This window comes from Spirillospora sp. NPDC049652 (genome assembly GCF_040675125.1).
Classification (GTDB): Bacteria; Actinomycetota; Actinomycetes; order Streptosporangiales; family Streptosporangiaceae; genus Spirillospora.
The window spans coordinates 1-13808 of record NZ_JBFAOF010000099.1; the positions used below are offsets into that span (position 1 = coordinate 1).

A 13808-nucleotide genomic window follows, 5' to 3' on the forward strand; every position below is an offset into this window, starting at 1 on the left:
GGGGGGGCCGGCCGCGCGGGCGGCCTCCGGGTCGCGGTAGACGGGGCTGGGATCGCCGATGGCGTCCGCGAACTCCCGGATCTTCACCCGGCTGACCTCGTAGGGCTCGCTGGGCGGGAACGTCCGCCCGATGAAATCACGGTTGATCGCCATGCACTCCGTCCTTCTCGCTCGCGTGCGGACTCCCGGGCGGAGTCCGCGGACCCGCACGCGAGTTCCCGACGGCCCGCACGTGCGGCTCCGGTCCGGGCTCCGCGTGGGGTTCCGGCCGGGCTCTTCGCGCGGAGCCCGGGGGTGCCGCGCCGGGCACCCGCGCACCGGTCTCGTCCCGGGACGGTAACAGAACGACGTTCAGCCCGCCCTCGCGGGTGGCGAGGACGGGCTGGGGCGCGTCTGGGGCAAGCGCGAAGCTGCCTGCGCGGACCGCTGTGCTCGGACGGCGACTAGCGGGTCTCGCGGTGCGGACGGTGGGTCCGGCAGTTGGGGCAGTACTTCTTGATCTCCAGGCGGTCCGGGTCGTTCCGCCGGTTCTTCCGCGTGATGTAGTTGCGGTGCTTGCACTCCTGGCAGGCCAGCGTGATCTTTGGCCGGACGTCGGTGGCAGCCACGTTGGAGTGCCTTTCTGGGCTAGGGACATGGACGTTCTCGGTCGGCCGTCCAGGAGTGGAAGGCCGGCTGTTTCAACCCAGCCCTCTCGCCCCCGTGGGGGGCCGAGAGGTTCGGGTAGTAGCGAGGGCCGGACTTGAACCGGCGACACAGCGATTATGAGCCGCTTGCTCTGCCTGACTGAGCTACCCCGCCGTGATGGTCGGTGACGACCGGATTGCAAGGATACCGGATGTTCACCGCACCGGGGAAACACGAGCTCCCGGGGCTTGCAGGGGGACTCGGTTCCACATGGTCCGCAGCGGACCGGAGCCCAGGTTACCCGCTGATGCGGTGACCTGCGAATCACCCCGCTGAGACCGGATGGACGCTACCACAACGCCCGCGCGTGAGCGAATCTGGCAGACGCCTGACCAGCGCCTTCCCAGCACAGCAGCCCCTTCCCGGCCCATCCGCACCACCGCCACCAGAGGTCCCGCCCGTCCGCCTGCCCGTCCGCCCGCCGAGGGCGAAAGTCGGTCAGCGGCGGATGGACGCCGGGCTTCCGGCATGGGTGCAAAGGGGCGGCGGATATCACTGGCGGATACGAAAAGAGCCGCATCCCCACCCGGGATGCGGCTCTTGTGTCTGAGCCCCTTTACGGAATCGAACCGTAGACCTTCTCCTTACCATGGAGACGCTCTGCCGACTGAGCTAAAGGGGCCTGTCCTCCGCGTTCTTCCGTTCGCGGCGACAGGAAGAACAGTACACGCTCCGGCGGCGGAGTGCGAAATCAATCCCGGACGGCCCCGGGGCCGCTCGACACGGCCGTCCACCAGGAGATCGACGGGTCGGATCCCTGCCCTCCGACAAGCCGGCGCCACCCCGCGCCCACCTCTGGCGGACGGCCGTTGCCCGGGGCTCAGCGGAGGAGGTGGCGGGCGATGACGAGCTGCTGGATCTGGCTCGTTCCCTCGTAGATCCGGAAGAGCCGGGCGTCCCGGTAGAACCGCTCGACGGGGACGCCGCGCATGTAGCCCATCCCCCCGAACACCTGGACGGCCCTGTCGGCGACGCGTCCGACCATCTCCGAGCAGAAGTACTTCGTGCAGGACGGCCCGAGCTTGGTGTCCTCACCGGCGTCGAAGGCGCGGGCGGCCTCCAGGACCATGGCGCGGCCCGCGTACAGCTCGGCTTGCGAGTCCGCGATGAGGCCCTGGATCAGCTGGTACTCGCCGATCGCATGGCCGCCTTGGTTGCGCTCGCGCGCGTACGCGACAGTCTCGTCCACGATTCGCTGGGCCAGCCCGACACAGACGGCGGAGATGCTGACGCGTCCCTGGGCGAGCGAGGCCATGGCCGTCCGGAAGCCGGTCCCCTCCTGCCCGACCATCGCGGACGCCGGAACGCGGACGCCGTCGAAGAAGACCTCCGCCGTGTGCGCTCCCTGCTGGCCCATCTTGGCGTCCGGTGTCCCGACCTTCAGACCGGGCGCGTTCCCTGGGACGAGGAACGTGGAGATGCCGCGGGAGCCCGGCCCTCCTGTGCGCGCGAAGACCATGAACACGTCGGCCTCGGGGGCGTTGGTGATGAACCGCTTGGCCCCGTCGATGACGAAGTCGTCGCCGTCGCGCCGGGCGGACGTCGTGAGGGTGCTGGGGTCGGAGCCGGCCTCCGCCTCGGTCAGCGCGAACGCGCCCACGACCTCGCCGGACGCCAGGCGCGGCAGCCAGGTCTCCCGCTGCTCCGGCGAGCCGGACTTCACCAGGACCTGCCCGGCGATGCCGTTGCTCGTGCCGAACATGGAGCGGAAGGCGGGGCTGGCGTAGCCGAGTTCGAAGACCAGGCGGACCTCCTCGCTCAGCGACAGGCCGAGGCCGCCGTACTCCTCGGGCAGCGCGTAGCCGAACAGGCCCATTTCGCGCGCGCCCTGGCGAACCGCCTCCGGGATGGAGTCGGACTCTTCGATCTCGTCCTCGCGGGGAATGACTTGCTCGCGCACGAAGGCGCGGACGGCCGAGACGACGTCGGCGAAGTCCTGAGGGTCCATGGAGCCGATTCTAGAATTCGGCTCTAAAATTCGGTATGCCAGGGTGATCCTCATGGGTCCCGAGGATTTCCACCGAGCCTGTGCCGACCTCGTCCAGGCCGCGATCAGCGACAACCCCGCGTTCAGCGACCTGTTGCCGCAGGTCATGGGCATGAGCCAGCAGGTCGCTCCGGCCGATCTGTCAGCGGCCCTGCCACGCGTCGCCGAGGGTCTGGCCAAGGCGCAGCCCTCGATCGGGGGCTGGCTCGCGGTTCTGGCCGGCTCCTGGGTGGAGAGCGGCGCGGCCCCGGAGGGCGTCGGCCTTCCCCTTGTCGAGCGCGCCACCGAGGTCTTCACCGAGGCGCTCGCCTTCGCGCGCGCGTGGAAGGAAGCGACCGGCGGCCCGCCGCCCGACATGCAGAACGACGGTCCCTCGCAGGAGATCGTCGACGTCCTCGTCCCGAAGCTCCGCGACGACTCCGTCAGCGCGATGCTGGCCTGGTTCTCGGTTCCGCAGTACGCCATGGCGATGACGACGGTGCTGCAGAACTCCGCCATGGTCCGGGGCGCGATCCAGGACCGCGAGCACCGCGCTCGCCTCGCCGACGAGCTCTCCGAGTACCACTCGCACATGGCCTACGTGCGGGATGTCCTGCGCGTGCTGGAGGGTGAGAGGCTGCTCGTCCTGGACCGTGCCAGCAAGCGCGGCTGGACGGTCCAGATCGCCGGCATCGGCGACAACTTCCAGCTGCACATCCTTCTGGGCGGGGCCCTCCTGGGCCGGCCCGGCTGCATGCCCGGCGAGGCGCTCCCGCCCGAGTGGGTCGCGTGGTTCACCGACCAGGACCCCGAAGGCCGCCCCATCGTGTCGAGCCCGTGGAACCTGGTGGACGGCCACGGCGCGTGGATCTACAACGAGGGCGTCCCCGCGGACATCCCCGCGCTCAACGGCACGCGCGTCGTCGTCCTGGACCCGCCGTCGTACGCACGTAGCTTCCCGGCTGGACGACGCTTCCCGATGATGAACGGAACACTCACCATCGAGGGCGTCCACCATCCCGAGGACCTCGCCGCCTGGTGGCCGCACATCGCCGCCGACCAGGGCCGGTAGGACGACGCGCGCACCGGTGTCGGGGACCGGGACCGGGCGCGGGCGCGGAGGCGTAGCCGGCGGACCATGACCGCGGTCGCGGACGCCTTACAGGTGGACCATGACCGCGGTGGCGTCGTCGAAGCGCTTCCCGCGGCGTGCGCCGTCCGGTTCGGCGGACTCGGCAACGCGCGTCCGCTCGATCACCCCGTGCGGCCCTTCGCGTTCGACGAGGTCGAGGAGATCGGGCCAGTCCAGCGTCGCGAACCGCTCCACGAGCCGGGACGCGCCGTCGGTGAACATCGCCGCCCGGCGTACCCGGGCGACCTCGATCCGGCCGCTGAGAGCCTCGTACGCGGCCTCGGGACAGGTGCTCGCGACCCAGAACCCGTCCGCCGAGTTCCGCGCCCGCCGGACGGCCTCCAGCGTGTAGCTCGGCAGGTGGTCGACCCGGTCATCACGGACGACACGCACCTCGCCGTCCACGTCGAGCAGCACGGGCGAGTCGGCGAGGACCAGCCACTCCAGCGCGTCGTTCCGTCGCCGCAGCATCGCGACCGTGGCGGACGGACTGTCTGGATTGAGCAGATCACAGCGGTCGGCATGGAGTTCGCACACCGTTTTGATGGCCTCGGCGAGTAGATCGTCCAGCGGACGGTCGTCCTCCGCGGCGAGCCTCGCCGCGAGCGCACCGCCCAGGCGCCGGGCGAGCCAGGCGGGATTGTGGACGCAGCCGCTGTCCACCCCTGGCGGCGCGGTCGCCCCGTCCAGGACGACGGCCCATTCCGGCCCTGCGACCACGAAATCCTCGTTCGGACGTCCGGGCGTCGACTCACTCGCGAAGCACACATGCACGAGCCTGGTCTACACGTCCGCTCCCATGCGGAACAACAACGCCCGTCCCGGGAACAACGAAGGCCGGCGGCACGTCCTCGACATGGGGCCGATCCACAGGCGCGCTGGGGCATCGGACACCATAAGCTGGCAAGCCTGTCCCCGGGGAGGTTCTGGAACGTGCAACCTGACGCTGAACACCAGCACACGGAACCCTCTCGCGACGCCTCCGACCAGGAGGACCCGAAGGACGAGAGCAAGAAGAAGGGCTCGTTCTGGAAGGAACTGCCCGTCCTCATCGCCGTCGCCGTGATCCTCGCGCTGACCATCAAGGCGTTCGCGGTGCAGGCCTTCTACATCCCGTCCGGCTCCATGGAGAACACCCTCCTGGTCGGCGACCGGGTCCTGGTGAACAAGATCGTGTTCCACACCAGGAGCGTCACCCGGGGTGACGTCATCGTCTTCAAGGGCCCACCCTCATGGCAGCCCGAGGTCCAGGTCTCCAAGCCCGGCAACATCTTCTCCAAGGCGATGCGCTGGATCGGGACGGCGTTCGGCGTCGCCCCCACGGAGAAGGACTACATCAAGCGGGTCATCGGCATCCCCGGCGACCACGTGAAGTGCTGTGACGCCCGGGGCCGCCTCACGGTGAACGGCGTCGCGCTCAACGAGCAGGCCTACATCTACGTGGACCCGGCCGACCACCAGCAGGACAAGCCGTCCGAGAGCCCGTTCGACGTCACGCTCCAGGACGGCCAGCTGTGGGTCATGGGCGACCACCGCTCCAACTCGCTCGACTCGCGCGCGCACCAGGACGGCCCGGAGAACGGCTCGATCCCCACCAAGGACGTCATCGGCCGCGCGTTCGTCAAGGTCTGGCCGCTCAACCGGATGGGCACCATCCCGATCCCGGAGACGTTCAAGCAGCCCGCGTTGAAGAAGAGCAAGGCGTTCGCCCCGCTGCCGGCGCCCGAGCCGGGTCCGGTCCCCGCCTTCGCCGCGGTGGTCCTGCCCCTGGCGCTCGGGCTCCGCTTCCGCCGCTGACGCCCTCGGGACGGCCGCCTCACCCGGGACGGCCGCTCACGCCTGCGCGGCCGTCCCGACCACCTTCTCCGGCGAGATCCGCATCACCACGCGGACGATCTGCGCCGGCAACCGCAGGTACTCCTCGCCCGCACCCGTCCCCTCGTACTTCTCCGCCAGCGCGACCGCGAGCGCGCGCCCCTCGTCCTCGGCCACGGTGCACTTCCCGCGCACCTCCAGGTACCAGAGCGGGTCGTTCCGGTCGTACAGGCTCAGCGAGACACGCGGGTCCCGCAGCACGTTCAGGACCTTCCGGCGGCCCTCCTGGCTGGAGACGAGCAGGTCGTCCCCGTCCCGGCCGACCCAGACCACGGACGACTGAGGGCTCCCGTCCGGATTCACCGTCGCCAGCACCGCCGGGTTGTCCTCGTCCACCAGCCGCCGCACCGCGTCACTCAACACATTCGCCACGCGCCGAACCTACTGCGCCCCACCCTCGATCACCTCCCCGCCCTCTCTAGGTGCCGCGGCGCTCACCTCAGGAGGAACTTGGCGACGGCGTCGCGTCCGGTGTGGCCTGGTTCGCGGTTCTGGATGGAGTGCGCGGCGCCCTTGACCACCACTAGATCGGTGCTGGACGGGCTGACGGCGAGTTCCTGCCGGGCCCATTCGAGCGGGGTGCTGAGGTCGCGGTCACCACTGAGGATCAGCGTGGGGACGGCGGGCAGCCGGCCGGACGGGTTGGAGTTCGGGGGCTCGGCCGGCCAGCGCAGGCAGGTCTGGACACTGCTCTGCGCGAGCGCGACCGCCGAGGTGTACGGCCAGGTCGCGGACGGGGGCAGGGTCCGCGCGGTGAGGTCGACGAACGGTTGGCGCAGCGCGGTCGGCGTCGCGGAGGAGCCCCAGGGGAAGCGCAGGTCGTCGCAGATGGTGGCGGCGTGCAGGCCGGCGCTCAACTGGCTCGCGGGCGTGCCGTCGGCCGGGGTCATCATGGCCTCGATGGCGTCGAGCCGGCGGGTGTCACCGGCGACGGCCTCATGCATCGCACCAATGATGTCGCCCGGGACGCCGCTGCCCGGGAACGGGTCCGGGTTGCGGTAGGTCGGGTCGAGGAACTCGTAGCCGACGACGTCGCCGAACAGGGCCAGACCGCCGCTCGCGGTGCGCCGCCGGACGAGTGTGGCGAGGTCCCGGGCAGGGTCGAACCCGCAGGCGGGCGCGGTCGCGCAGGCGTCCCGGAGCACCCTTGGCTGGGCGGTCAGCCCGGTCAGGTTCAGGTCACCGGCGAGCGTCCAGTGGTGCGGGACGACCGAATCCATGATCAGGTTCTTCACGTGCGGGGAATGGGCGAGGGCGTACCGGGCGGCGGTGAAGCTCCCGTACGACACGCCGTCCACGGTCATCGTGTCCGCGCCGAGCGCCTGCCGGACGTCCTCGATGTCGCCGACGGTCTGGTCGGTGCCGTAGAAGCGGGCCCGGCCGCCGAGCAGGTTGATGCACTCGTCCACCGCGTCCGGGGTGGCCGGGGCGCTGTCCGAGCCGCTGACCTCGGCCTGCATCTTCGGGCAGTCGACCGCGCCGTGCGGGCCGGTGCCGCGCTGGTCGAGCATGACGAGCCGGTACTGCTTGAACACCTCGGGCATGCGCCCGGTGATCCGTTGGAGCAGGGCGACACCCTCCTGGCCTGGGCCGCCGGTGAGGAAGAGCAGCGTCCCCTTGGGATGGGCCGGGCCGTCGGCGGCGCCGACCTCGAGGTCCAGCGTGCCGGGCGTCCGCCCGGAGTGGTCGAGCGGGACGGTCAGCTTCCAGCAGGTGAAGCCCGGCTGCGCGGCGCCGTCGTCGTCCAGGCACGGGTGCGGGTCCCGGAGCCCCTGGGCGGTGGCGTGCGCGGCGGGCGCCGGAGCCAGGACGGCGACGCCGCAGGCGAGGGCGGCGAGCGTACGGCGGACGTTCTTCATCGAGGACTCCCACGTGGTGTGGAAGGACCGGCACTCGCTTCCCTGAGCGGATGCCGGTCCCGACCCGGCCGAAGTGACGGGCTGCGCCCACCGTAGGAACGGCCCCGGGACGGTGGCCGGGTCCGTATGGCGAACGGGAGCAGGCGGTCGATGGACGGGAGCGGCGGTCAGTTCGGCAGGCCGAGCGCGGTCCGCACCTGATCCCGGTAGGCGCGGCCGGAGATGAGGGCTTCGCCGGAGCGGAGGATCATCCGCATCTCTCCGTGGGCCAGAATCTCCAGCTCGCGGATCCGGTCGATCCGGACGATGACCGAGCGGTGGATCCGCAGGAACTCCGAGGAACCGAGCCGTTCCTCAAGCCTGGCCAGGGTTCCGCGGACCAGGTGTGAGCGGGCGCCGGTGTGGATGCGCAGGTAGCCGTCCTCGGCTCGGACGTAGTCGATCGCGTCCAGGTCCAGCAGGCGGATCCGTCCGCCGACCTCGACGGGCAGCCGGTTCAGTGCCGGGGCGGCGGTGCGCTGAGCGAGGTGGCTGCGGACCCGAGTGAGCGCCAGGTCGAGCCGGTCCTGGCCGTAGGGCTTGAGCAGGTAGTCGACCGCGTCGATCTCGAAGGCGCGGACCGCGTGCTCGCTGAAGGCCGTCACGAACACCACCGCCGGATCGTGCCGCCCCCAGATCGCCTCAAGGACATCGAACCCGTCGCCCTCGGGAAGCTGGATATCGAGGAAGACCAGGTCGGGGCGGTGCCGGTTGAGCGCGGCGATCGCCGTCGCGGGCGACCCGCACCCGGCGAGCAGTTGGACGTCCTCGTGGGGCGTCAGCATGCGCTGCAGCCGCCGCCGGGCCGGGGGCTCGTCGTCCACGATCAGGGTCTTGATCACGCCGGTGCCGTCCGCAAGGGCAGTCGTACCGTCGCCTCGACACCGCCGGCGGGACGCGGTTCGACGCTGAACAGGTGCTCGGTGCCGTACATCTGGGTGAGCCGGGCACGGGCGTTGGCCAGCCCGATACCGGAACGCGATCGGTCGGTTCGCAGCCCGACACCGTCGTCCGCGACGATCAGCTGCAGCCAGGAGCCGTCCGGCCGTGCCGAGATGGTCACGGTGCCCGGAGCGTCGCGGGGTGAGATCCCGTGCCGCACCGCGTTCTCCACCAGCGGCTGGAGCAGCAGCGGCGGGACCAGCGCGTTCAGCGCCCCGGGATGGAGCCGCCACTCCACCGCGAGCCGGTCCTCGAACCGGGCCTGCTCGATGTCCACGTAGGCGGCCAGAACCTCCAAGTCCTCGCGCAACGTCACCTCCAGCGACCCGTCATGCTCCAGCGACCGCCGCAGCAGGGTGCTCAGCCGCACGACCATCTCCTCCGCGCGCAGCGGGTCGTCATGGACGAACGAGGCGATGGTGTTCATCGCGTTGAACAGGAAATGCGGCCGCACCTGCGCCCGCAGGGCCTGCAGCTCGGCCCGGGCCAGCTCCTCGCGGGCCCGCGTCAGCTGCTCGCGCCGCCGCCGGTACTGGGTGAAGTAGTAGACCCCGTGGGCCACCCCGACCCACTCGAAGTACATCGCCAGGTAGGCCCCGAGATCGCGGAGGTACTCCGCGCCGAACCCCCGCCCGGGCGGCAGCCAGTGCAGCACCGGATCGAACAGGAACATCCGTCCGCTGAGCCAGCAGAGCGCGACCAGATAGCCGGCCACGTGAACCAGCACCGCCCGCACCACATGAGGCCGGCCGACTGGGAACCACACCGTGAGCAGGTACACGCCGACGTTCACCGGGACCCACGTCAGCGAGGACGCCATGGTCTGCGCAAGCCCCAGCCCGACGCTGTTCGCCCCGTCCGCGAAGTCCTTCCACCACCCCAGCGCGTCGACCAGCGCGAGCAGCGACACGACCGCGGTCCAGCCGCCGAACACCCGCCGATCCACGCCTGTACCGTAACGACCCCCCACCCACCCCGGCCATGGCCCACTACCGGCCACGAAGTCGTCCCCGCGCCGATTCCGCGACCGCCGCCATGGCCACAATCGGCGGTCGGCCTCCCCCGGGGAGACCGGCCCTCTTTGGTTGCTGTGGCTACTTCGAGGTGAGGCGGTGGTACAGCGCCGCGCGGGACTCGGCGAGGATCTCGCGCTCGAACTCCTGCGGGTCGTGCTCCTCGGACCGGTAGCGCGCCATGAGGGCGTGCGCGTCCTCGTACCAGTCCAGCAGGGGTTGGACTTCATCCTCACCGATGCGGCCTCGGCGCTGTGCTTCCGAGATGAGCAGTTCAAGTTCTTGGTGCATGAGGTCGGGCTTGGGGCGCTGCGGGTTCACCCAGTCGTCCGAGAGCACTGGCCTGAGCGTCTTCGCGTGCTCATTCCAGTGCAGCAGGATGGCGAGGTCCGCAGTGAAGTTCTCGGGCATCGTTGTGGGCCATAGGTGCCGCAGAGCCGCCCGTTGCCCGGACCACGGGCTGGATCCGATGCGAGGGAGCATTTCCGGAAAGAGGTAACCGGCCACCGGCGCGAAGAACGCTTGAAGCCAGAGCTGCGGGTACACCGGACGCCAGTACAGATCCGCGATGCATGCATCGGCGATGCCGTTGAGAAGCGGATCGATGAGGAGCGCCGCGAGAGGCGTGTCCCCGAAGTACTGAAGGTCGCCGTCGATCAGACACACGATGTCGCCGGCGGTGGCTTCCAGCCCCGCCACCATGGCCGCGCCCTTGCCGACAGGAGCCTCAACCACACGGGCACCCGCACGGGCAGCGAGCGCGGCCGTCGAATCCGTGCATCCGCTCGCGCTCACGGTGACATCGCCAGCTACGTCCAGGACTTTCAGTGCACGCTGCGCATCGCTCACGACCTCAACGATGGTGGCTTCCTCGTTGTGCGCTGGGATGACGATGCTGACGCTGGCATCGGACCGCGCGAGGGTCCGTTCGGGCTTGAGGTCGAGGCCCAGGGCCGGATCAATCGTGGGGCGTTTCACTAACGGTCTCCCTCTTCCAAGTCGCACCGAGGATGACCCTCGGGCCGGCGCGTCGGACACCTCTACCACTCGGTCGGTGATGTCGATTGACTGAGTGAAAGAGCGGAGCATCGGGACGCCCTCTTCCATCGCCCGCCAGTGCGTTGCCGGACACGCTCAGGATTCGATGCGGCGGATCTTGGAGGCCACGGACGGGACGCCGCCGGCCAGGGAAGCGAAGGAACCAGAGGCCGAGTGAGCTCAACGGTTCGTGAACCCGTAGTGGCCCGAGACGGCCGCAGAAGGCCGGTGATCATCGGACGTGGCCGGACACAGCGGAACGGCCCCTCACCCGTGTCGTACCAGGTGAGGGGCCGTTCTCTGGGGTGTGGCGGGTGCAGGGTTCGAACCTGCGTAGGCTAAGCCGACGGATTTACAGTCCGCTCCCATTGGCCACTCGGGCAACCCGCCGTGGTCGCCGCTGTCGCGGCGGCACTGGAAAGAATAGCGGACCTTGGGAGTGGGTGTGACATCCGTTCGGGTCGCTACGCTGGCGGGGCGCGCCGGGGTGGGCCCAGGGTCGCGCGCCTGGTGCTCGGGGCGGACGTATTCGCAGCCTAGAAGGGGTGAGGTGTCCGGTGGCGGACTCTTCCTTTGACATCGTGAGCAAGCTGGACCGGCAGGAGGTCGACAACGCGCTGAACCAGGCGGCCAAGGAGGTCGCCACCCGGTTCGACTTCCGGAACGTCGACGCCGGGATCAAGTGGTCCGGGGAGACGATCGAGATCCAGGCCAACACCGCCGAGCGTGCCGAGGCGGTGCTGGACGTCCTGAAGGACAAGCTGGTCAAGCGGGGGATCTCGCTGAAGACGATCGACCCGACGGAGCCGAAGCTCTCCGGCAAGGTGCACAAGCTGAGCGTCGCGCTCAAGGAGGGCATCTCGCAGGAGAACGCCAAGAAGATCAGCAAGATCATCCGCGATGAGGGGCCGAAGGGCGTGAAGGCCCAGATCCAGGGTGAGGAGCTGCGGGTCAGCTCGAAGAAGAAGGACGACCTGCAACAGGTGATCAACCTGCTCAAGGAGCAGGACCTCGATGTCGCCCTGCAGTTCGTGAACTACCGCTGAGCCGTCGACGAGGGCGCGGGACGGGCGTTTCAGCCCGTTTCGCGCCCTCGTCGCATGTCGGGTCGGGCGGCGTTGAGGGGGTAGGCCGTCGAGCACCGCCGCGGGCGTGCTGCTCGACGGCGGTGTCGGTGGCGAAAGTACCCCCCATTTAGGATCCGGGGGGAACGGACCAAGGAGAAGACGTGGACGAAAAGGCGGCCGCCGCCCTGCAGCAGGAGATCGCCCGTGAGCTCGAGGTCGCCGAGACCTTCGACGCCGAACGGGAGATCGAGCGCCGGGTGGCCTTCCTCACGGACCGGCTGACCTCGACCGGCCTGTCCTCCCTCGTGCTCGGCATCAGCGGCGGTGTCGACTCCACCACCGCCGGGCGGCTCTGCCAGCTCGCGGTGGAGCGGGCCCGCGCGGGCGGGCACGAGGCGGTGTTCTACGCGATGCGGCTGCCCTACGGGGTGCAGGCCGACGAGGGGGACGCCCAGCGGGCGCTCTCCTTCATCCAGGCCGACCGTGTGCTGACCGTGGACATCGCCCCGGCGAGCGACGCGGCGCTCAAGGCCGTGCTGGCCGCGGACGTGGCCTTCCGCGACGCGGGCCACCAGGACTTCGTGCTCGGCAACATCAAGGCGCGCCAGCGCATGATCGCGCAGTACGCGGTCGCCGGGGCGCACCAGGGCCTGGTCGTCGGCACCGACCACGCCGCCGAGGCGGTGTCGGGGTTCTTCACCAAGTTCGGTGACGGAGCCGCCGACCTGGTCCCGCTGACCGGGCTGACCAAGCGCCGGGTGCGGGCCGTGGCGGACGCGCTGGGCGCGCCCGCCGACCTGGTGCGGAAGATCCCGACGGCGGACCTGGAGAGCCTCGCCCCGGGTAAGACCGATGAGGAGGCGCTCGGCGTCAGCTACGACGAGATCGACGACTTCCTCGAGGGCAAGCCGGTGAGCGAGCGGGTCTTCGAGACGATCGTCCGCCGCTACCGCCTTACCGACCACAAGCGCCGGCTTCCGATCGCGCCTTGACGCGTCGGCGGCGAAAGCCCCCGTGAAACGGTCACGCGGCCGGGGCGCCGGGGGGATGGCGTCCCGACCGCGTGAGCCGAGGCAGAGCGCGCTTTCCGCTGCCCCTCCCCCGCTGAAAGGGCGCGGAAGGCGCGCTCCTTCGTTCTATGACGAGCCGAACGGCGCGGAGGTTCGGGCTTTTTCCGCCGGGTTCCGGCGGTGGGGTCAGCGGAGGCCCGCCATGCGCTCCAGGCGGGCGATGCGGTCGGCGGTCGGCGGGTGCGTGGAGAACAGCTTGCCGATGCCGCCGCCGCGGAACGGGTTGGCGATCATGAGCGAGCTGGTCGTGGCCAGCTGCGGGTCCTGCGGGAGCGGGAGGGCCTGCGCGCCGGCCTCGATCTTGCGGAGCGCCGAGGCGAGCGCGAGCGGGTCGCCGGTGAGCTGCGCGCCCGACGCGTCCGCCTGGTACTCGCGGGTGCGGCTGATCGCCATCTGCACGACGGCGGCGGCGATCGGGCCGAGGACCATCATCAGGAGCGCACCCACGATGCCGGGGCCCTCGTCGTCGTCCGACCGGCCGATCGGCAGGAAGAACGCCAGGTGGGACAGGTAGGTGATGACCGTCGCGATCGCGGCGGCCACCGACGAGATGAGGATGTCGCGGTTGTAGACGTGCGACAGCTCGTGTCCGAGGACGGCCCGCAGCTCCCGCTCGTCTAGGATGCGCAGGATGCCGCGCGTCACGCAGACGGCCGCGTTGCGCGGGTTGCGGCCGGTCGCGAACGCGTTGGGCTGCATGGTCTCCGAGACGTACAGCCGGGGCATCGGCTGGCGCGCGGAGGTCGACAGCTCCCGGACGGTCCGGTAGAGCGCCGGGGCCTCGACCTCGCCGACCGGGTGGGCGCGCATGGAGCGCAACGCGATGCGGTCGCTGAAGAAGAAGGCGATCCCGTTGGTGCCGAGCGCGATCACCAGGGCGATGGTCAGGCCGGCGCTGCCGCCCAGGGCCCACCCCGCCGCCAGCATCAATGCCGACAGCGCAGCGATGAGGGCCGCCGTCTTGACGCCGTTGAAACGCACGTGTCCCCTGCCTCCCGTTGACGAGTCGTACATTAACGACAACGGCGTGACCTGGCGAAACGTTCCCTTCCGGAGGGTCTGCCCGGTCGCTCGGGCGGCGCGTCAGCCGGCGGCGGCAGCGGCCGACAGCACCAGCTGC

At 70.3% G+C, this 13808-nt stretch carries 14 protein-coding genes and 3 tRNA genes; 4 read left to right on the forward strand and 13 right to left on the reverse strand.

The features are described from left to right. The 5 genes from AB0J52_RS09800 to AB0J52_RS09820 all read right to left on the reverse strand — a co-directional run. On the reverse strand, window positions 1-153 hold a 153-nt coding region (locus AB0J52_RS09800; RefSeq protein ID WP_500181187.1), incomplete at its 3' end, for an FAS1-like dehydratase domain-containing protein. Between the two features lie 290 nt (window positions 154-443). After that, window positions 444-608, reverse strand: a complete 165-nt coding sequence (gene rpmG / locus AB0J52_RS09805; RefSeq protein ID WP_026404241.1) for a 50S ribosomal protein L33 — start codon at window positions 606-608, stop codon at window positions 444-446. Between the two features lie 119 nt (window positions 609-727). Continuing rightward, window positions 728-801 (reverse strand) — tRNA-Met (locus AB0J52_RS09810). 435 nt (window positions 802-1236) lie between these two features. Next, window positions 1237-1309: transfer RNA gene (locus AB0J52_RS09815), tRNA-Thr, on the reverse strand. A 198-nt stretch (window positions 1310-1507) separates the two neighbouring features. Next, the gene (locus tag AB0J52_RS09820) at window positions 1508-2635 is read right to left on the reverse strand and encodes an acyl-CoA dehydrogenase family protein (RefSeq protein WP_500181175.1); all 1128 of its coding nucleotides are present in this window, start codon (window positions 2633-2635) and stop codon (window positions 1508-1510) included. A gap of 52 nt (window positions 2636-2687) precedes the next feature. On the opposite strand from AB0J52_RS09820, the gene AB0J52_RS09825 reads away from it, so the two are divergent. After that, window positions 2688-3725 (forward strand): hypothetical protein, encoded by a 1038-nt coding sequence (locus tag AB0J52_RS09825; RefSeq protein ID WP_500181176.1) that lies wholly within the window; start codon window positions 2688-2690, stop codon window positions 3723-3725. 87 nt (window positions 3726-3812) lie between these two features. Here the strand turns inward: AB0J52_RS09825 and AB0J52_RS09830 are convergent, their stop codons facing one another. Next, a complete protein-coding gene (locus AB0J52_RS09830; protein ID WP_500181177.1) occupies window positions 3813-4559 on the reverse strand; it encodes a protein phosphatase 2C domain-containing protein in 747 nt (248 codons plus the stop codon). 159 nt (window positions 4560-4718) lie between these two features. Here AB0J52_RS09830 and lepB point away from each other — a divergent pair, with 159 nt between their 5' ends. Beyond that, the gene (gene lepB, locus AB0J52_RS09835) at window positions 4719-5582 is read left to right on the forward strand and encodes a signal peptidase I (RefSeq protein ID WP_500181178.1); all 864 of its coding nucleotides are present in this window, start codon (window positions 4719-4721) and stop codon (window positions 5580-5582) included. Between the two features lie 36 nt (window positions 5583-5618). Here the strand turns inward: lepB and AB0J52_RS09840 are convergent, their stop codons facing one another. From AB0J52_RS09840 to AB0J52_RS09865, 6 genes are all read right to left on the reverse strand, one after another. Then, window positions 5619-6032, reverse strand: coding sequence for a PPOX class F420-dependent oxidoreductase (locus tag AB0J52_RS09840; RefSeq protein WP_500181179.1), 414 nt, complete (start codon window positions 6030-6032; stop codon window positions 5619-5621). A gap of 62 nt (window positions 6033-6094) precedes the next feature. Beyond that, window positions 6095-7519: an alpha/beta fold hydrolase gene (locus tag AB0J52_RS09845; protein WP_500181180.1), complete on the reverse strand. Its 1425-nt coding sequence runs from the start codon at window positions 7517-7519 to the stop codon at window positions 6095-6097. Between the two features lie 167 nt (window positions 7520-7686). Continuing rightward, window positions 7687-8400 (reverse strand): LytR/AlgR family response regulator transcription factor, encoded by a 714-nt coding sequence (locus tag AB0J52_RS09850; protein WP_500181181.1) that lies wholly within the window; start codon window positions 8398-8400, stop codon window positions 7687-7689. Then, a complete protein-coding gene (locus tag AB0J52_RS09855; RefSeq protein WP_500181182.1) occupies window positions 8397-9446 on the reverse strand; it encodes a sensor histidine kinase in 1050 nt (349 codons plus the stop codon). Before AB0J52_RS09855 ends, AB0J52_RS09850 begins: the two co-directional genes overlap by 4 nt. Window positions 9447-9594: 148 nt before the next feature. Further along, on the reverse strand, window positions 9595-10491 hold the full coding sequence (locus AB0J52_RS09860) for a glycosyltransferase (RefSeq protein ID WP_500181183.1): 897 nt from the start codon (window positions 10489-10491) through the stop codon (window positions 9595-9597). A 368-nt stretch (window positions 10492-10859) separates the two neighbouring features. Continuing rightward, window positions 10860-10941 (reverse strand) — tRNA-Tyr (locus AB0J52_RS09865). A gap of 167 nt (window positions 10942-11108) precedes the next feature. Between AB0J52_RS09865 and AB0J52_RS09870 the strand changes: the two genes are divergently transcribed. Both AB0J52_RS09870 and nadE read left to right on the forward strand, forming a co-directional pair. After that, entirely contained in the window at window positions 11109-11597 is a 489-nt protein-coding gene (locus AB0J52_RS09870) for a YajQ family cyclic di-GMP-binding protein (protein ID WP_500181184.1), read from the forward strand. 182 nt (window positions 11598-11779) lie between these two features. Beyond that, on the forward strand, window positions 11780-12610 hold the full coding sequence (gene nadE / locus AB0J52_RS09875; RefSeq protein ID WP_500181185.1) for an NAD(+) synthase: 831 nt from the start codon (window positions 11780-11782) through the stop codon (window positions 12608-12610). Window positions 12611-12814: 204 nt separating this feature from the next. Here the strand turns inward: nadE and htpX are convergent, their stop codons facing one another. Continuing rightward, the gene (gene htpX / locus AB0J52_RS09880) at window positions 12815-13669 is read right to left on the reverse strand and encodes a zinc metalloprotease HtpX (RefSeq protein WP_500181186.1); all 855 of its coding nucleotides are present in this window, start codon (window positions 13667-13669) and stop codon (window positions 12815-12817) included. Between the last annotated feature and the right edge of the window lie 139 nt (window positions 13670-13808).

Coding starts and splice junctions, on each gene's coding strand:
- AB0J52_RS09820 (WP_500181175.1), bottom strand. CDS start 2,635: ATGGACCCTCAGGACTTCGCCGACGTCGTCTCGGCCGTCCGCGCCTTC.
- AB0J52_RS09825 (WP_500181176.1), top strand. CDS start 2,688: ATGGGTCCCGAGGATTTCCACCGAGCCTGTGCCGACCTCGTCCAGGCC.
- AB0J52_RS09845 (WP_500181180.1), bottom strand. CDS start 7,519: ATGAAGAACGTCCGCCGTACGCTCGCCGCCCTCGCCTGCGGCGTCGCC.